Source organism: Actinomadura rubrisoli (genome assembly GCF_004349215.1).
In the GTDB taxonomy this organism is placed as follows: domain Bacteria; phylum Actinomycetota; class Actinomycetes; order Streptosporangiales; family Streptosporangiaceae; genus Spirillospora; species Spirillospora rubrisoli.
In genome coordinates, this window is sequence record NZ_SMKU01000187.1 from 1 (window position 1) to 18255 (window position 18255).

General features: G+C 73.5%; 15 protein-coding genes and 1 pseudogene. 11 read left to right on the forward strand and 5 right to left on the reverse strand.

Annotated elements, in window-relative coordinates:
- Positions 1-1617: MFS transporter (locus tag E1298_RS28805; protein ID WP_207944893.1), on the reverse strand; the 1617-nt coding region annotated here is incomplete at its 3' end.
- A 106-nt stretch (positions 1618-1723) separates the two neighbouring features.
- On the opposite strand from E1298_RS28805, the gene E1298_RS28810 reads away from it, so the two are divergent.
- From E1298_RS28810 to E1298_RS28825, 4 genes are all read left to right on the forward strand, one after another.
- Positions 1724-4264: a sensor histidine kinase gene (locus E1298_RS28810; protein WP_279499246.1), complete on the forward strand. Its 2541-nt coding sequence runs from the start codon at positions 1724-1726 to the stop codon at positions 4262-4264.
- Complete coding sequence (locus E1298_RS28815) at positions 4261-4935, forward strand: response regulator (protein WP_131898728.1); 675 nt, start codon at positions 4261-4263, stop codon at positions 4933-4935. Before E1298_RS28810 ends, E1298_RS28815 begins: the two co-directional genes overlap by 4 nt.
- A gap of 94 nt (positions 4936-5029) precedes the next feature.
- On the forward strand, positions 5030-5452 hold the full coding sequence (locus tag E1298_RS28820) for an OB-fold nucleic acid binding domain-containing protein (protein ID WP_131898730.1): 423 nt from the start codon (positions 5030-5032) through the stop codon (positions 5450-5452).
- Between the two features lie 28 nt (positions 5453-5480).
- Positions 5481-6302 (forward strand): DUF3159 domain-containing protein, encoded by an 822-nt coding sequence (locus E1298_RS28825; protein ID WP_424923156.1) that lies wholly within the window; start codon positions 5481-5483, stop codon positions 6300-6302.
- An 8-nt stretch (positions 6303-6310) separates the two neighbouring features.
- Here E1298_RS28825 and E1298_RS28830 read toward each other — a convergent pair whose 3' ends face one another.
- The gene (locus E1298_RS28830) at positions 6311-6970 is read right to left on the reverse strand and encodes a potassium channel family protein (RefSeq protein ID WP_131898732.1); all 660 of its coding nucleotides are present in this window, start codon (positions 6968-6970) and stop codon (positions 6311-6313) included.
- Positions 6970-7635, reverse strand: a complete 666-nt coding sequence (locus tag E1298_RS28835) for a potassium channel family protein (protein WP_131898734.1) — start codon at positions 7633-7635, stop codon at positions 6970-6972. The genes E1298_RS28830 and E1298_RS28835 overlap by 1 nt, the downstream gene beginning before the upstream one ends.
- Before the next feature lie 306 nt (positions 7636-7941).
- Here E1298_RS28835 and E1298_RS28840 point away from each other — a divergent pair, with 306 nt between their 5' ends.
- Positions 7942-9981 (forward strand): APC family permease, encoded by a 2040-nt coding sequence (locus tag E1298_RS28840; protein ID WP_131898736.1) that lies wholly within the window; start codon positions 7942-7944, stop codon positions 9979-9981.
- Positions 9974-11323, forward strand: a complete 1350-nt coding sequence (locus E1298_RS28845) for a class I SAM-dependent RNA methyltransferase (protein WP_131898738.1) — start codon at positions 9974-9976, stop codon at positions 11321-11323. The genes E1298_RS28840 and E1298_RS28845 overlap by 8 nt, the downstream gene beginning before the upstream one ends.
- A 68-nt stretch (positions 11324-11391) precedes the next feature.
- On the opposite strand, the gene E1298_RS28850 is transcribed toward E1298_RS28845, so the two are convergent.
- Positions 11392-11925 (reverse strand): RICIN domain-containing protein, encoded by a 534-nt coding sequence (locus tag E1298_RS28850; RefSeq protein WP_131898741.1) that lies wholly within the window; start codon positions 11923-11925, stop codon positions 11392-11394.
- Positions 11926-12095: 170 nt separating this feature from the next.
- On the opposite strand from E1298_RS28850, the gene E1298_RS28855 reads away from it, so the two are divergent.
- From E1298_RS28855 to E1298_RS28875, 5 genes are all read left to right on the forward strand, one after another.
- Positions 12096-14819 carry an ATP-binding protein gene (locus E1298_RS28855; protein ID WP_131898743.1) on the forward strand — a complete coding sequence of 908 codons (2724 nt, stop codon included), beginning with the start codon at positions 12096-12098 and terminating at the stop codon, positions 14817-14819.
- Positions 14820-14937: 118 nt separating this feature from the next.
- Positions 14938-15285, forward strand: a complete 348-nt coding sequence (locus tag E1298_RS28860; protein WP_131898745.1) for a VOC family protein — start codon at positions 14938-14940, stop codon at positions 15283-15285.
- Positions 15286-15332: 47 nt separating this feature from the next.
- Positions 15333-15818: a GNAT family N-acetyltransferase gene (locus E1298_RS28865; RefSeq protein ID WP_131898747.1), complete on the forward strand. Its 486-nt coding sequence runs from the start codon at positions 15333-15335 to the stop codon at positions 15816-15818.
- Positions 15819-15868: 50 nt separating this feature from the next.
- Positions 15869-17065, forward strand: coding sequence for a GNAT family N-acetyltransferase (locus E1298_RS28870; RefSeq protein ID WP_131898749.1), 1197 nt, complete (start codon positions 15869-15871; stop codon positions 17063-17065).
- Between the two features lie 30 nt (positions 17066-17095).
- Positions 17096-17596: a DUF6221 family protein gene (locus E1298_RS28875; RefSeq protein ID WP_131898751.1), complete on the forward strand. Its 501-nt coding sequence runs from the start codon at positions 17096-17098 to the stop codon at positions 17594-17596.
- A 7-nt stretch (positions 17597-17603) separates the two neighbouring features.
- Here E1298_RS28875 and E1298_RS49665 read toward each other — a convergent pair.
- Positions 17604-18255 (reverse strand): annotated as a pseudogene (locus tag E1298_RS49665) (hypothetical protein); the annotation flags it as partial.

Consider the following 18255-nt stretch of genomic DNA (forward strand, 5'->3'; position numbering starts at 1 on the left):
CCGTCGCGTCCCCCGAACTCGCCCAGCATCCCGTTCCCCGCCCGATTTCCCGCTGAAAGGTTGATCTCTCCGTAGTGAAGTCTCTACGGAGGGTGAGAATGGTATGGCAACATAGACGCTGGGGAAGATCGGGACCGGCGGGCCGCCGGAAATTCGATGTCTCGATTGGGTGACGGCCCGCCGGTCCCGGGTGCTCGGGTCCCGGGTGCTCAGGCGGCGCGCGCCCGGCGCGGCAGGAGGAAGGCGACTCCGAACGCGGCGCCGGTGAGCGCGAGGGTCAGCCCCGCCACCTTCTCGGCGGCGTCCAGCGCGCCGTGCTCGTGGGTCGCCAGGCCCGCGGCCGCGGCGGCCTTGGCGATCACCGGAGCGCCCGCGCCGGTGCCCATGCCGGTGCCCGCGCGGGTGCAGCTCGCGGGGACGGTGTCGGGCTCGTCGGAGCGCTCGCGGTCCTGGACGCAGACCCGAAGCCCGGCGGTGATCCGCTCCCGCGCGTCCGCCGGGACGCCCGCCGCGGCCGGCTCGGCCCGCAGCGCCGGGGCGGCCTCGGTGTCGAAGTTGTGCCCGGCCTGCGCGCCGACGACCCCGAAGAAGACCGTGCCGAGGACCGCGATGCCGAGCGAGGCGCCGAGCTGCTGGACCGACTCCAGCGCGGCCGAGGCCGAGCTGGAGGAACAGGCCCACGGCGAGCGACGACCCGGTGATCGTCCCGAAGAACACGACGACGAACAGCACGCCGGAGCCGTAGGACCGGTCGGCGAACATGCTGAGCCGGACCAGCGGCGTCCGGCCCGAGCGCCCGCGGCGCAGCTGGTGCAGGACGAACAGGGCCAGGACGGGCACGGATCCGGCGAGCAGCGCCAGCGACCAGGCGGGCCAGCCGAGCTCGCGGCCCTGGACGAGCGGGTAGACGAGCATGCTCATCCCGGTCCCGCCGAGCAGCATCCCGGTGACGTCCAGGCCGCCGGAGCGGTCGGTGGTGGACGGCGCCGGCAGGACCCGCGCGCCGACGACCAGCGCGTACGCGCCGACCGGCACGTTCAGCAGGAAGATCGCGCGCCAGCCGGTGCCGAGCGGGTCGGCGTCGATCAGCAGGCCCGCGACCACCGGGCCGAGGATCGTGGCCAGCCCGATCACGGGCCCGAACAGCGCGAACGCCTTGCCGACGTCCTTGCCGAACAGGTCGCGGATCAGCCCGAAGCCCTGCGGGACCATCACGGCGGCGAACAGGCCCTGCGCCACCCGGGCGGCGATCAGGCTCTCGGGCGACCAGGCGAACGCGCAGGCGACGGAGGTCGCCAGGAACCCGGCGGCCCCGGCGAGCAGGACGGGCTTGCGGCCGAACATGTCGCCGAGGCGGCCGCCGGTCAGCAGCGCCACGGCGAGGGCGAGGGTGTAGCCGGCGGCCATCCACTGGAGCGCGGCGAGGGACCCGCCGAGGTCCGCCCGGATCGCGGGGGCCGCGACGTTCACGACGGTGGAGTCGAGCAGGTTCAGGAGGGTCGCGGCCAGGATCGCCGACAGGCCGAGCCAGCGGCGCGGGGACGCGGAGCCGTTCTCCGGACGGGCCTTCGGTGAGGTCTGGGGCGGGGCGATCGGTGCGTCGATCGTGGCGGTCACGGCTCATCCCTTCATCTGGAGCGGAATGCTCTGTTCCGATAATATCAGAACGGAATGCTTCATTCCACATCCACTTGGTACATTTCCGGCGGGGGAGGCGATCGCCGTGGGGACACGGGGCACGCTGCGCATCTACCTGGGCGCGGCACCCGGCGTGGGCAAGACGTTCGCGATGCTCGGCGAGGGCCGCCGCCGGGCCGGGCGCGGCACCGACGTGGTCGCCGCGCTCGTGGAGACGCACGGCCGCGCCCGCACCGCCGAGCTGCTGGCGGGGCTGGAGGCCGTCCCGCTCCGCGAGACGGCCCACCGCGGCTCCCCGCTCACCGAGCTGGACCTGGACGCGGTCCTCGCGCGGCGTCCCGAGGTCGCGCTGGTGGACGAGCTGGCCCACACCAACATCCCCGGCTCCCGCAACGCCAAGCGCTGGCAGGACGTCGAGGAGATCCTGGACGCCGGGATCGACGTCGTCTCCACGCTCAACATCCAGCACCTGGAGTCGCTGAACGACGTGGTCGAGCGGATCACCGGCACCGCGCAGCGCGAGACCGTCCCGGACGAGGTGGTCCGGCGCGCCGACCAGATCGAACTGGTCGACATGTCCCCGGAGGCGCTGCGGCGGCGGCTGGCGCACGGCAACGTGCACCCGCCCGAGATGGTCGACGCGGCCCTCGCCGACTACTTCCGCGTCGGCAACCTCGCGGCCCTGCGCGAGCTGGCGCTGCTGTGGGTGGCCGACCGGGTCGACGAGGGCCTCGCCCGCTACCGGGGACGGCACGGCATCACCGAGCCCTGGGAGGCCAGGGAGCGCATCGTCGTCGGGCTCACCGGCGGGCCCGAGGGGGAGACGCTGGTCCGGCGGGCCGCGCGCATCGCCGCCCGTGCCGGCCGCGCCGACCTGCTCGCCGTGCACGTCAGCCGCAGCGACGGCCTCACCGAGCAGCCGCTCGCGCAGACGCTCGCCCGCCGCCGCGCCCTGGTGGAGAGCGTGGGCGGCAGCTACCACCAGGTCGTCGGCGACGACGTGGCCACGGCGCTGCTGGAGTTCATGCGGGGCGTGAACGCCACCCAGGTCGTGCTCGGGTCCAGCAGGCGGCGCGGCTGGCAGTTCGTCCTCGGTCCCGGCGTGGGCGCCACCGTCGCCCGCGAGGCCGGCGACGTCGACGTCCACCTGGTCACGCACGAGCGCGCGGGCAGGGGACGCGGCCCGGTGCGGCTCGCGGGCAGCCCGCTGAGCGCCCGCCGCCGCGTCTGCGGGTGGGTGCTGGCGCTGGTCGGCCCGCTGCTGCTGACCGCCGGGCTCGACTCCGCCGCGAGCGAGCCCGCGCTCAACACCGACATGCTGCTCTTCCAGCTCCTCACGGTCGGCGTGGCGCTGGTCGGCGGCCTATGGCCCGCCGTCGCCGCCGCGGTCGCCGGGTTCCTCATGCTCAACTGGTTCTTCACGCCGCCGGTGCACACCTTCACGATCGGGGAGCCCGCGAACGCGCTCGCGCTGACCGTGTTCGTCGCGGTCGCGGTGGCCGTGTCGTCGGTGGTGGACCTCGCCGCCCGGCGGACGCGGCAGGCCGCGCGGGCGGGCGCCGAGGCCGAGACGCTGAGCCTGCTCGCGACCACGGTGCTGCGGGGCGAGAAGGCGCTGCCCGCGCTGCTGGAGCGGGTCAGGGAGACCTTCGGCGTCCGGTCCGTCGCGCTGCTGGAGCGCACCGGCGAGGGCTGGGCCACGGCCGGGGCCACCGGGGAGCGTCCCGCCGCCGACCCGGCCGCGGCCGAGACCACCGTCCAGGTCGCCGAGGACTCGGTCCTCGCGCTGAGCGGGCGGGTCCTGCCCGCCGCCGACCGGCGCGTGCTGACGGCCTTCGCCTCGCAGGCCGGGGCCGTCCTGGAATGGCGGCGCCTCGCCGAGGAGGCCGCGCGGGCGCGCCGCCTGGAGGAGGGCAACAAGATCCGCACCGCGCTGCTCGCCGCCGTCTCGCACGACCTGCGCACCCCGCTCGCCTCGATCAAGGCGGGGGTGAGCGGCCTGCGCGCCACCGACGTGGAGTGGGCCCCCGAGGACGAGGCGGAGCTGCTCGCCTCGGTGGAGGAGTCCGCCGACCGGCTCGACGGCCTCATCGGCAACCTGCTGGACATGTCCCGCCTCCAGACCGGCGTGGTCATCCCGCTGATCCGCCCGGTGTCGCTGGAGGAGGTGCTGCCCAGGGCGCTGCTGAACGTCCCCGGCCGGCGCGTCCGCCTGGAGATCCCCGAGACCCTCGCGCCGGTCATGGCCGACGCCGGGCTCCTGGAGCGGGCGCTCGCCAACGTGATCGAGAACGCGGCGCGCTACGGCCCGGCGCCCGTCCTGGTCACCGCGTCCGAGCTGTGCGCCGGACCCTGCGCCGGACGAACTGAGGTGCGCGTCGTCGACCGCGGCCCCGGCGTGCCCGGCCAGGCCAAGGAGCGCATGTTCGCGCCGTTCCAGCGGCTCGGTGACGCCCCCAAGGGGTCCGGCGTCGGCCTGGGCCTCGCCGTGGCCCGGGGCTTCGCCGAGGCGATGGGCGGCACGCTGGCCCCCGAGGACACCCCCGGGGGCGGGCTGACCATGGTCCTGGCCCTCCCGTCCGCCCGGACGGGGACCGAGGACCGCGAGAAGGGGGAGGGCGCGTGACGCGCGTACTCGTCGTGGACGACGAGCCGCAGCTCGTCCGGGCGCTGCGGATCAACCTGCGGGCCCGCGGCTACGAGGTCGACGCGGCCGGCGACGGCCGCGGCGCCCTCGACCTGGCCGCGCGCCGCCATCCGGACGTGATCGTCCTCGACCTGGGGCTGCCGGACATGGAGGGCACCGAGGTCATCCAGGGCCTGCGCGGCTGGCTCAGCGCGCCGATCATCGTGCTGTCGGCGCGGCACGGGTCGGGCGACAAGGTCGAGGCGCTGGACGTCGGCGCCGACGACTACGTCACCAAGCCCTTCGGCATGGACGAGCTGCTCGCCCGGCTCCGCGCCGCCGTCCGCCGCGCCGCCCCGGCCGAGGAGGCCGCGATCGTCCGGGCGGCCGGGTTCAGCGTGGACCTCGCCGCGAAGAAGGTCGTCCGGGACGGCACGGGCGTGCGGCTGACCCCGACCGAGTGGCACATCCTGGAGGTGCTCGTCCGCAACGCCGGCCGGCTGGTCGCCCAGCGGCAGCTCCTGCGCGAGGTATGGGGCCCCGCCTACGAGACGGAGACCAACTACCTGCGCGTTTACCTCGCCCAGCTGCGGCGCAAGCTGGAGGCCGACCCGGCCCATCCGCGCCATCTGATCACCGAGCCGGGCATGGGCTACCGCTTCGAGCCCTGATCATCCGCGGCCGCGCCGGGGCCCGGGCAGGCCGCGCCGATTCGTCCCGCGGCCGAGGGTCCGATTCACCCCGGGATGCCATACGCTTCCAAATATGGACGAGGTTTCGGCCGGCACACCGCCGGAGACCGACCCCGCGGAGTCCGGGCGCGGCAAGGGCGGCCTGCGGCGCTTCCTGCGGCGCATGGCGTCGAGCAAGGCCGAGCTCGAAGCCGAGGAGCTGCAGAAGACCAGCGGCGTCGAGGGCGCCACCCCGATCACCGACTGCGCCGCGCGCAAGCGGCACTGCGTAGCGGGTACCCTACGTACGGTGACGCTCCGCCCGCGCGGCGGGGCGCCCGCCCTGGAGGCCGAGCTCTACGACGGCACCGACGTGATCAACCTGGTCTGGCTGGGCCGCCGCAGGATCGCCGGCATCGACCCGGGGCGCCGGCTGCGCGCCGAGGGGCTGGTGAGCGTGCAGGACGGGCGCAAGGTCATGTTCAATCCGCGATACGAGCTGCGCGGCGGTTCGTGAGCCGCCGCGCGCGGCCGGGAGAAGCGACGTGAGCGAACGGGACGACAGCGGGAGCACCGAGGCCCCCCGCGAGACGGCCGGCGACGGCACGGCAGGCGCCGCGGTGGACACCGCGGAAGCCTCGGCGTCCGGCGGAGCCCCGCCCGGCGGCGCCTCAGCGGCCGCCCCGGCCCCTCCGGCGACCTCCGCGACCTCGGCGGTGGAGGCGCACGACACCGTCGAGGCGGCGGTGCGCGCCCAGCTCACCAAGGCGCTCGGCGGCGTCCGCGGCATGATCGAGGCGGCCGTCCCCACGATCGCCTTCACCGGCACCTACGTCGCGTCCAAGGACGTCAAGCTCGCCGTCGGCGCCGGCGTGGGCGCGGCCGTCGCGCTGCTCCTGGTCCGGATCGCGCAGCGCTCCAGCCCCCAGTTCGTCCTCAACAGCCTCGTCGGCATCGCCATCGCCGCGTTCTTCGCGCTGCGCTCGGGCAAGGCCGAGAACGCCTTCCTGCCCGGCATCATGCTCAATGCCGGCTACGCCGCCGCCATGATCTTCTCGATCGCCGTCCGCTGGCCCGTCGTCGGCTTCATCATCGGCTCGGTCACCGGCGACCCGACGGCCTGGCGGGCCGACCCCGGCATCGTCCGACTGTGCTCCCGGCTCACCTGGCTGCTCGTCCTGCCCTGCGCCGCCCGGGTCGCCGTCCAGTACCCGATCTACCTCGCCGACGGCGACCAGAGCGGCCTCCTGGGCCCCGCAAAGATCGCCATGGGCTGGCCCCTCCAGGTCGCCGCCCTGGCCGCAATGGTCTGGCTCCTAGCCCGCGGCCGCACCCCCTTGGAACGCGGCCACCGTCCCACGGCTTAGCACGTGCCTCACCGAGCGCTCAAGAGTTCGGCGAGTTCGTCCTCTACGTCCTGGGTGGCGACGAACATCAGCTCGTCGCCGGGCTCCAGGGTGTCGTCGGCGGTCGGCACCAGCACCCGGCCCTCCCGCAGGATCGCCACCAGCGCCGTGTCGCGCGGCCAGGCCACCGATCCGACCCGCTCGCCGCCGAGCGGCGCGTCCTCGGGCAGCGTCAGCTCGACCAGGTTCGCCTCGCCCTGCCGGAACGTCATCAGCCGGACGAGGTCGCCGACGCTGACGGCCTCCTCGACGAGCGCCGACAGCAGCCGCGGCGTCGACACGGCCACGTCCACGCCCCACGACTCGTTGAACAGCCACTCGTTCTTCGGGTGGTTGATCCGGGCGACGACGCGCGGCACCCCGTACTCGGTCTTGGCCAGCAGCGACACCACCAGGTTCACCTTGTCGTCGCCGGACGAGGCGACCACCACCTGGCAGCGCTCCAGCGCCGCGTCGTCCAGCGCGGAGATCTCGCAGGCGTCGGCCAGCAGCCACTCGGCCCGCGGCACCATCTCGACCTTGATGGCCTTCGGGCTCTTGTCGATCAGCAGCACCTCGTGGCCGTTCTCCAGCAGCTCCTGGGCGATGGAGCGCCCCACGGCGCCCGCCCCGGCGATCGCGACCCGCATCAGGCGTCCTCTCCGTTCCGCGCCGCGACGGCGGCGTTGACGCGCTCCACGTCGTCGGCCCGCGCCATGATGTGCACGATGTCGCCGTCCTGGATGACGGTGTCCCGCTCGGGGACGAGGGCCTCGCCCATCCGGGACAGGAACGCCACGCGGGTGCCCGCGTGCTCCTCCAGCGCGGCGACCTTCTCGCCCACCCACAGGTGCCCGGTGTCCAGCTCGGCGAGCACGACGGCGCCGGTCGGGTCGCGCCACAGGGGCTCGGCGCCCTCGGGGAGCAGGCGGCGCAGGATCTGGTCGGCGGTCCACCGGACGGTCGCGACCGTCGGGATGCCGAGCCGCTGGTAGACCTCGGCGCGGCGGGGGTCGTAGATCCGGGCGACCACGTTGTCGACGCCGAACGTCTCGCGTGCCACCCGCGCGGAGATGATGTTGGAGTTGTCGCCGCTGCTGACGGCCACGAACGCCGACGCGTGCTCGATGCCGGCCTCGGCGATCACATCGCGGTCGAACCCGAACCCGGTGATGCGGCGGCCCCTGAACCCGCTGCGCAGCCGGCGGAACGCCTCCGGGCTCTGGTCGATGATGGCCACGGAATGGCCCTTGTCCTCCAGGATGTGGGCGAGCGTCGACCCGACCCGCCCGCATCCCATGATCACGATATGCACGGCCGTTCCTTCATCTCGTCCAGGAGGACGCTCCCCCTGAGCCCCCCGCCGTGCACGGCATTCGTCGTGGCCTGCCGACGCCGTGCGCACCCGAGGATCGCTTCCTTCGTGAATGATCCCTGCCGGGCTGCAAACCTACACATCCCCCCAGGCGAGTACTACCCAACCAGCTTTCCGCCCAGCACGTTGAAGCGCCCGTCCGCGCGGGACCAGTGGCCAGGCTGCGAAGGGCCTGCCGGGGGCCCATCGGGGGCCCATGGCGGGCCCACGAAAAGGCGTCACGACGACGGGCTAGAGTCTCGTTCCGTGTCGAAGGTTCCGGACCTTACAAAACGGTTGCTGCTGGGCCGCGCGCTGAGCAGCTCCCAGCAGCACGAGCAGCTGCTGCCCAAGCGCATCGCGCTGCCCGTGTTCGCCAGTGACGCGCTGTCGTCGGTGGCCTACGCACCGCAGGAGATCTTGCTCGCCCTGGGGGCGGGCGGTTTGGTGATGTACCGCTACACCCCCTGGGTGGCCGCGGCCGTGGTGGTGATCCTGCTCACCGTGGTCGCGTCCTACCGGCAGAACGTCCGGGCCTACCAGAGCGGCGGCGGCGACTTCGAGGTCGCCACCACCAACCTCGGCGACAACTGGGGCGTGGTCGTCGCCAGCGCGCTGTTGGTCGACTACGTCATGACGGTCGCGGTCTCGGTGTCGTCCGGCGTGGAGAACCTCGGGGCGCTGCTGGAGTTCATGCAGCCGCACGAGGTCGGCGTCGCGCTCGTGATCGTCGTGCTGCTCACCATCGGGAACCTGCGGGGCCTGAAGGAGGCGGGGGTGGCCTTCGCCGTCCCCACCTACCTGTTCATGTTCGCGATCATCAGCATGCTGCTGTGGGGCCTCACGCGCCTGGCCGTGGGCACCGACCTGCAGGCCGAGACCGCGCACTTCGAGGTCCGCGGCGACGAGATGGACGTCGCCGGATTCGCGCTGGTGTTCCTGCTGCTGCGTGCGTTCTCGTCCGGCTGCGCCGCGCTGACGGGCGTCGAGGCGATCAGCAACGGCGTGCCCGCCTTCAAAAAGCCCAAGGGCGAGAACGCGGCGATCACGCTGCTGGCGCTGGGGACCGTCGCGATGACGATGTTCGGCGGCGTGACCGCGTTCGCCTACATCACCGACGCCAAGTTCGCCGAGCCCGACCAGGGCAGCCACCTGGTCGACCCGTCCACCGGCAAGGAGGTCGCCGAGGCCGACCCGGTGATCGCCCAGGTCGCGCACACCGTGTTCAGCAACTTCACCCCCGGCTTCGCGCTGGTCACCGCGATGACCGCGCTGATCCTGTTCCTGGCGGCCAACACCGCCTTCAACGGCTTCCCGGTGCTCGGCTCGGTGCTCGCCCAGAACCGCTACCTGCCGCGCCAGCTCCACACCCGCGGCGACCGGCTCGCCTTCAGCAACGGCATCATCATCCTGGCCACCATGGCCGGGCTGCTGATCTACGCCTACGACGCCTCCGTCAGCCGGCTGATCCCGCTGTACACCGTCGGGGTTTTCGTCTCCTTCACCGTCAGCCAGGTCGGCATGGTCCGGCACTGGAACCGCCTGCTGGCGGCCGAGCAGGACCCGGTGCGGCGCCGCCGGATGCGGACCTCCCGCGGCATCAACGCGTTCGGCGCCACCCTCACCGGCATCGTCCTGGTCGTCGTGCTGATCACCAAGTTCGCGCTGGGCGCCTACATCGTCTGCATCGCGATGCCGGTGCTGTTCGTGCTGATGAAGGGGATCCGGCGGCACTACGACCGCGTCGCCGACGAGCTGGTTCCCTCCGGCGAGGACGTCGCGCTGCCCGCCCGCAACCACGGCATCGTCCTGGTCTCCAAGATCCACAAGCCGACGCTGCGGGCCCTGGCCTACGCCCGCGCGACCCGTCCGTCCACCCTGGAGGCCGTCACGGTCGCGGTGGACGCGCAGGAGTCGCAGCGCCTCCAGGAGGAGTGGGACGCGCTCGACATCCCCGTCCCATTGAAGATCCTCGACTCCCCGTACCGGGAGATCACCCGGCCCGTCCTCTCCTACGTCAAGAGCGTCCGCCGCAAGAGCCCCCGCGACGTCGTCACCGTCTTCATCCCCGAGTACGTCGTCGGGCACTGGTGGGAGCAGCTCCTGCACAACCAGTCCGCGCTGCGCCTGAAGGGCCGGCTGCTGTTCCAGCCGGGCGTCATGGTGACCAGCGTCGCCTGGCAGCTGCACTCCTCCGACCGCCTCAAGGGCCGGACGGAGCCGCCGGGCCCCGGGGCGTCCCGCCGCCCGCCGCGCACGGCGGCCGACGCACGCCAAGGTGGCGGTATCGTTTCGGACCGTGACTGATCTCCAGCCCGGCTCCGACCTCCTCGAACTGGAGGTCGGCAACGTCGCCAACGGCGGTTTCTGCGTCGCCCGCCACGAGGGCCGCGTGGTCTTCGTCCGGCACGCCCTGCCCGGCGAACGGGTCAGGGCCCGCGTCACCGACACCACCAAGAACTTCCTGCGCGCCGACGCCGTGGAGATCATCGAGGCGTCGCCCGACCGCGTCCAGGCGCCCTGCCCCTTCGCCGGCCCCGGCCGCTGCGGCGGCTGCGACTGGCAGCACGCCTCGCTGCCCGCGCAGCGCGCGCTCAAGGCGGCCGTGGTGCAGGAGCAGCTCCAGCGCCTCGCCGGCATCACGCGCACGGTCACGGTCGAGGAGGTGCCCTACCCGGTCGACAGCGAGATCGTCCCGCCGCCCGGCCTGGGCTGGCGCACCCGCGTCCAGTTCGCCGTCGTGGACGGCGACGTCGGCCTGCGCCGCCACCGCTCCCACGACATCGAGCCCGTCGACGAGTGCCTGATCGCCCACCCCGGCGTGGAGCTGATGGGCATCGAGCGCAAGCGCTGGCCCGGCGCGTCCGGCGTGGAGGGCATCGTGTCCGCCTCCACCGGCGACCGGCTGGTCGTCCTGCGCGGCCGCGACCGCCGCAAGATCCGGGTGCCCCGGCTGGACGTGCCGGTCCGGCTCGTCCGCGGCAAGCCCGAGCCCGGCGCCAACCTGCCCTACGTCCGCGAGTCGGTGTCCGGGCGGCTGTACCAGATCAGCGGCGGCGGCTTCTGGCAGGTCCACCCCGGCGCCGCGCAGCTGCTCGCCGACGCCGTGGTCGAGGCCCTGGAGCCCAAGCCCGGCGACATCGCCCTCGACCTGTACTGCGGCGTCGGCCTGTTCACCGGCGTCCTCGCCGACCGCATCGGCCCGTCCGGCCTCGTCGTCGGGGTCGAGTCCGACGGGCAGGCCGTCCGCGACGCGCGGTTCAACCTGCGCGACCTGCCGAACGTGTCCATCGAGCGCGGCCCCGTCGAGGACGTCGTCGCCGACCTGGAGTTCGGCCGCGCCGCCACCGCGTCCCGCGCCCAGAACAAGCGCGGCGGCGACCACGGCCACCAGGGCGGCGCCCGCGTCCGCCGCGCCGACCTGGTCGTCCTCGACCCACCCCGCACCGGCGCCGGCCGCGACGTCGTCCAGCAGATCACCCGCCTCGCCGGCCGCAAGATCGCCTACGTCTCCTGCGACCCCGCCACCCTGGCCCGCGACCTGTCCTACTTCGGCGAACGCGGCTGGACCCTGGAGTCCCTCCGCGCCTTCGACGCCTTCCCCATGACCCACCACGTCGAATGCCTGGCCACCCTGATCAGAGGCTGACCTGAGCAGCGGCGGGACGGTTGATGGCCCCCTCCGGAGTCTGGAGGGGGCCGTCGGGACGTCCGGGGTCAGGTGCCGGGGACGTAGATGAGCTTGAAGCGCTGGGTGGAGTCGCCGGTGCAGGGGGTGGCCTTGGCGGCGATGCCGAACTGGGTCATGCACTGGTGGGTGTAGGTGTTGCGCCAGGTGACCGGCCTTCCGGCCCACATGTCGTCGTAGTTGGAGACCGTCCACGTCGTGCCGGGGGACCCGCAGTACTCCTGGCGGAGGAAGCCGTTGGTGAGCAGGGAGTTGGCGCACAGGTGCGAGTGGCGGTTCTCCAGCTGGCGGTCGTGGCCCGACCCGCGGATCTTCCAGTTGGTGGCGCCGCCGGTGAACTCGTTGTTCACGATGAGGGCTTGCCCGGGCTCCTTGGAGTGCTGGTAGGGCAGGAGCGCCTTGCCGGTTGCGACGTTGACGATCCAGTAGAAGGGGCCGGGCCCGGCGACGGCGGCCTGCGGTGCCGTGTGGGCCGGCGCCTGCGGTGCCGCGTGGGCGGGGGTCGCGGAGGTGAGCGCGGCCGCCATGGCGGCCGTCGCGGTGAGGGCGAGACGCTTGCGCAATTTGGGTGCTCCCCGATCGATTGGTTGTGCTGACGTCCAGAAGCTTCGCGTGAGGGGCCGTACGCGCGGATCGGTAGTCGTTACCGAGTTAGCGGGACGGAGTACGTAGCCGGGTGTTTGTCAGTGGAAAGGCGGATGGCGGGCGCGCGGGGGCTGCGGATACTTGGCGCATGTGGAGCGGGGGCGCCATGGTGGGGCGCGAGGTCGAGTTGGCACGGGTGGACGAGCTGGTCGGCGCCGTTCCCCAGGGCAAGGGCGGTGTGCTGCTGGTCCTGGGAGAGGCGGGAATCGGGAAGACCCGCCTGCTCGGCGCGGCCATCGAGCGGGCGCGGGAACGCGGCGTGTCGGTCCTGACGGGAAGCGCCGTCGCGGGGGGCGGGGCCTACCGGCCGCTCTCGGAGGCCCTGGCCGGACTGCTGCGCGACGCGCGCCTTACGGGGGACGAGCTGCGCCCCTACCGTGCGGCCCTGGGACGTCTGCTGCCCGAGTGGGCCGGGGAGACGACGCCCTCAAGCGTGGACCCGGTCGTCGTCCTGGGCGAGGGCCTGGTCCGGTTACTGCGGACGCTGAACGGTGACAGCGGGTGCCTGCTGGTCCTGGAGGACGTGCATTGGGCGGACGGCGACACCCTCGCCGTCCTGGAGTACCTGTCGCGCGTCCTGTCCACCTCGCCGTTGCTGGTCGCGGCGTCCCTGCGGGAGGAGGAGTGCCCGCCGTGCGTGATGAACCGCCTGCTTCCCCGCCCCGAGGTCCTGAGCATCAGGCTGGGGCGGCTGACGCGGGAGGACGTCCGCGCCCTGGCCGACCGGTGCGCGCCGTCGCTGCCCGAGAGGTTGCGGGAGCTGGCCGTCGCCAAGTCCGACGGGCTGCCGTTCCTGGTCAAGGAGCTGGTCGCGGAGGGCCTGGAAGGAGAGGTGCCGCCGACGTTCGCGGTGCTGGTCGAGCAGCGCCTGGCCGCGCTCGGCCCCGACCGGCGGCGGGTTCTGGAGGCGGCGGCGGTCCTCGGCGAGCCCGACTGGACGCTGCTCGGCGAGGCGGCCGGGGTGCCGGAGGAGGGGGTGCTCGGTGCGCTGCGGGCCGCGCAGCCGAGGCTGGTCGTCCCGGAGGGGGACGCGCTGGGCTGGCGGCACGCGCTGACCCGTGAGGCCGTGCTGGCGGGGGTGCCGCCGGCGGACCGGGCGGTGCTGGCGCGGCGGCTGGGCGAGGCGCTGCTGGGACGCGACGACACCCGCGCCGCCGACCTGCTGGCCGCCGCCGGGGAACGGGAGCGCGCCGCCGGGATCTACCTGCGCCTCGCACGCCGCGACCTGGACCGGGGCGCGCTACGGGACGCCCGCGCCCTGCTGGACAGGGCGGGTGGCGGCACGGCGGTGGTGATCGAACGGATCCGGCTGCTCACCCTGCTCGGGGAGGCGGAGGCCGCGGTCGAGACCGGTGCCGGGGCGCTGGGCGACGCGGTCGGCGACGACCACGCGCGGCTGTGCCTGCGGCTGGCCGACGCGGCGATCCTGCTGGGCCGCTGGGACGACGCGGAACGCTACGCCGACCGCGCCGGACGCCCCGCCGACCCGCAGGTGCTGGTGATCGGCGCCAACGCCGCGTTCGGCGCCGGCGACCTGCGACGGGCGGCACGGCTGGCCATGGCCGCGGTGGAGGGGGCCGAGCGGGACGGCGACGGTTCCGCGCACTGCCAGGCGCTGGTCGTCCTCGGCCAGTGCGCGCTGCGCCACGACTTCGCCGCGGCCCGCGTCCACTACGCGGCCGCGGCCAGGCGGGCCGCCGAGCACGGGCTGCTGCCGCTGCGCGTCCGGGCGCTCAGCGGCCTGGCCTTCATCGAGTGCGACGACGACGATCCCGGATCCCCGGCGCTCACGGAGGCGCGGGAGCTGGCGCTGGAACTGGGGCAACTGGCCGAGGTCGTCGCCGTGGACCTGTTCCGTGCCGAGCAGCGCGTCATCGTGACCGGGCCGCGCGCCGTGCTGCCGCTGGCCCGCGAGACCGCCGACCTGGCGGCGCGGCTGGGGCTGACCGGCGCCCAGGCGGTGGCGGAGCTGTTCGTCGCCTACGGGCTCGCCCACTCCGGCGACCACACGGCGATGGAGACGGTATTGGACGCCGCGCGGAGCCGTCCGCACGTCCCGCTGGAGATCACGGCACTGGCCCCGGCGGTGCGCGGGCTCTGCCGGATCATGGCCCGGGACCTGGCGGGCGCCGACCGCCTCCTCACCACCGCGGTGACGGCGCTGCGGGGACAGCACCAGACGGTGCCGGTCGCCGAATGGGGCCTGTGGGCCCTGCTGCGCACCGTGCTGGGGGAGGACGGCGGAACCGCCCTGGCGACGCTGCGCTACTCCAGCGCGGCGCTCCGCCGCGTCAACCGGGGCGCGCTGCACTACGCCGACGCGGTCGCGGCGGGCCGGGCGGGCCGTCCCGAAGAGGCGGTCCGGCAGTTCGCGGCCGGGGACCAGGCCCTGGTCCATCGCGGGTGGTGGCGGCGGCTGTGCCGGCTGCTGGCGCTGGAGTCGGCCGTCGCCGACGGCTGGGGCGACCCGGTGCGCGAACTGCGCGCCGACCTCACCGCCTTCGAGGACGCCGCCGACGAGGCCCTCGCCCGCACGGCCCGCGATCTGCTCCGCCGGGCCGGGGCACCGACCCGGCGGAGCCGCGGGCAGACCCGGGTCCCGCCCGGCCTGCGCGCGGCCGGTGTCACGGGCCGGGAGATGGACGTCCTGCTCCTGGTCGCCGAGGGCCTCACCAACCGGCAGATCGCCGAGCGGCTCTTCCTGTCCCCGCGCACCATCGACACCCACGTGGCGAACCTCTTAGCCAAGACCGGGGCGTCCCGCCGCGCCGAACTCGGAACGTGCCTGACGGCCGATCGGACCGGTCACTGAACGTGCGTCGCCCGGTCCGCTGGGCTAGGAGGCTCGCTGGTGACCCGGATCGATTGCGGCGGTCGAGGCCGGAGAGAATCAGGGATACGTTCACCGTCGCCTACCAGGGGGAGTTCCCATGTCCATCCGCCGGGTCATGCCCGACATCCGATCCGAGGCCATGGAGGAGAGCAGGTACTTCTACGGCCTGCTGGGGTTCGAGGAGGTCATGAACCATGGCTGGGTCATGACGCTGGCCTCCCCGTCCAACCCCACGGCGCAGGTCACGTTCATGAGCCACGACGCGACCGCGCCGGTCGTGCCCGACATGAGCGTTGAGGTGGACGATGTGGACGCGGCCTACGCGGCGATGCAAGAGAGCGGCGCGGAGGTCGTGCACCCCTTGCAGGACGAGGAGTGGGGAGTGCGCCGGTTCTTCGTCCGCGACCCCAACGGCCGGGTCGTCAACGTGCTGAGCCACCAGTGACCCCGCGTGCAGCCTCCGGCCACCCCCGTGCGCGGCTGAGTCGCGCCGTGGACGATCTCGTGACGGACAGGCTCGTCCTGCATCCGCTGAGCATCACCGAGGCGGAGGCGCTGATCGAGGGCGTACCGTCCGGCGCGGGCTGGGCCCGCGGCTACCCGACCGACAGCGACCTCGCCGGAGCCAGGCGCTACCTCGCCACGTGCGTGCACGCGGGCGACCCCCGGCCGTTCGGCGCGTACGAGATCCGCCGCCGCGAGGACGGGCTGGCCATCGGCGGCCTCGGCTTCCACGGCGCCGCCGACGAGAACGGCACCGTCACCATCGGGTACGGCCTGGTCTCCGCGGCTCAGGGCAAGGGCTACGCGACCGAGGCGCTGCGCGCGCTCCTGGAGTTCGCGCGCAGAAGCGGCGTCGCCGCGGTGGAGGGCGACACCGATCACGGCAACATCGCCTCCCAGCGGGTCATGGCCGCCGCCGGCATGGAGTTCGTCTCCTCCGACGATCGGCACCGGTATTACCGGATCACCTGGTGAGGCCGGGTACCGGGCGTAAAACCGGTTGCGCGGCGGAATACCGTGGAGGCATGAGCGATCTTGAGATCAGGCCGGTTCCGGAGGCCGACCTCGACCGGATGATCAACTTCGCCGACCTGGTCTTCCACGGCCGCACCGCGGACGACGAGTACGAGCGGTACCGCTGGCTGCCCCGGCGCTCCGAGCGCATCGGCACCTACGCGGGCGACACCCTGGTGGGCCAGCTCGCCGCCTTCCCGATGCGGCTGTCGGTGCCCGGCGCCCTGCTGGACTGCTCGGCGGTCACCTACGTCGGCGTCCTGCCCACCCACCGGCGCCGCGGCGTCCTCACGTCCATGATGGAACGGATGCACGCCGACGCGATCGCCGCGAACCGCCCGGTGGCCGCGCTCTGGGCGTCCCAGAGCGCGATCTACGGACGGTACGGGTTCGGCAACGCCGACCGGGCCATCGGCCTGGAGATCGACACCTCGCGACCGCTCAAGCTGCGCACCGAGCCCGACCCGCGCCCGCTCCGGCTGATCGACCGCGAGGCCGCCGCCGAGGTCATCGGGCCGATCCACACCCGCGCGATCGAGCGCCGTCCCGGCGGCCTCGTGCGCGACGCCGAATGGTGGCTCCAGAACGTTCTGCCCAGCGAGGACGAGGAGGACGACGACCTCAGCGAGCCCAGGATCGCCGTCATGGACGGCGACCCCGGCGGCTACGCGGTCTACCGGACGCACCACAGCGGCAGGGGAACGGTCCACCTGGTGGACCTGGAGGCCGACACCCCGCAGGTCGAGGCCGCGCTCTGGCGGTACCTGTCCGAGATCGACCTGACCGACCGCGTCAAGGCCGACAGCCGTCCCGTGGACGACCTGATCCCGTACATGGCCGCCGACCCCGACCAGGTCACCGTCAAAAGCGAGTACGGCGCGCTCTGGATCCGCCTCATCGACGCCCCGGCCGCGCTGCGCGCCCGGAGCTGGGCGTCCGCCGACAGCCTGGTCATCGATCTGCACGACGCGCGCCTGCCCGCCAACCAGGGCCGCTGGCGCCTGGCCGCCGGCGCGTGCGAGCAGACCGGCGACGCGCCGGACCTCACCCTGAACACCACCGAGCTGGCCGCCGCCTACCTGGGCGGCGTCAGCCTGCGCATGCTCGCGCGCCTCGGCGTGGTCACCGAGCACACCCCCGGCGCCGCCGAGCGCCTGGACCGCGCCTTCTCCGTCCCGCTGGCCCCCTACACCAACGACGGCTTCTAAAGGCGCACGCGTTCCGGGGAGTATGGGCCCATGCACGATCTGGTGGAGTTCCTGCGGGCCCGGCTCCTTGAGGACGACGACACCGCGCGGTGGGCGGCCGACCACCGCAGCCGTCCCCATCCCGGCCCGGACGACTCGGGCCGGGAGCGGTGGCACTGGATCGATCTCAGCACCGGCGAGCGGCTGCGGCTCGGGCAGCGGCCCATGGACCACATCGAACGCGAGGTGTCGCTGCGCAGCGTGAACACCTACCTGCTGCGCAGCCGCCCGGGGGCCGGCCCGCACTACGTCCTGGACGTCTCCTGGGTCAAGGAGGGCGTCGCCCTGCACATCGCCCGCCACGACCCGGCCCGGGTGGTGGCGGAGGTCGAGGTCAAGCGGCGGCTCCTGGACCTCCACACGCGGAGCAACGGCACGGGCGTCTGCCAGGCGTGCGGCGAGTCCGTCCGCGAAGGGGGCTGCACGACGCTGCGGCTCCTCGCGATGCCGTACGCCGACCACCCCGCCTACCGGAAGACCTGGAAGGTCTGAGGGGCGGCTACCGCCAGAAGAACACCTTCAGGCCGCCGCCCGTCAGCGTGCCCGCGGCGTCACCGTGCTGGGCGACCTGGAATCGCACCCGATGGCCGGCTCGGACGGTGTCGGCCGCCAGCCCGTACAGCACGTTCGTCTCCTCGCCCACCGAGACGAAGTCCTGGACGGGACCGGGCTCGAACTTGCTCGTGTCCGCGCTCTCCACCTCGATGACCCGCGCCTGGATCAGCGTGCCCGCGGGAACACCGCCGATCTTCACCGCCGCGCTCAGGGCATAGCGCGCCGCCCCGGTCAGCACGCTCGGGCCGCCCTCGTCGTTGTGCTGGTGCTGGGTGTCGGAGTAGTCGATGTGCCAGTTGACGTTCGTCCACTCGCCGGGCGGAAGCCGCTGCGCGGTACCGGTACCGACGGACACGTACTCGGGCATGTCGTCTCCCTCGGGCGAGACGCCGACGCGCCACTGCCCGTAGTCGCCGTCCACGGCGCGGTCATAGTCGACGCCCACGCCGTTGATGTCGTGGTCGTTGGAGTACTGCTGGAGCTGGGCGCGGTCGTCCCACCTTCCGCCGGACCAGGCGTACGTCTGCCACCCGTAGGCGATCTTGCCTGCGTCGAACGCGCGGTTGACCGGCCCGTACCCCGCGTACATCCCCACC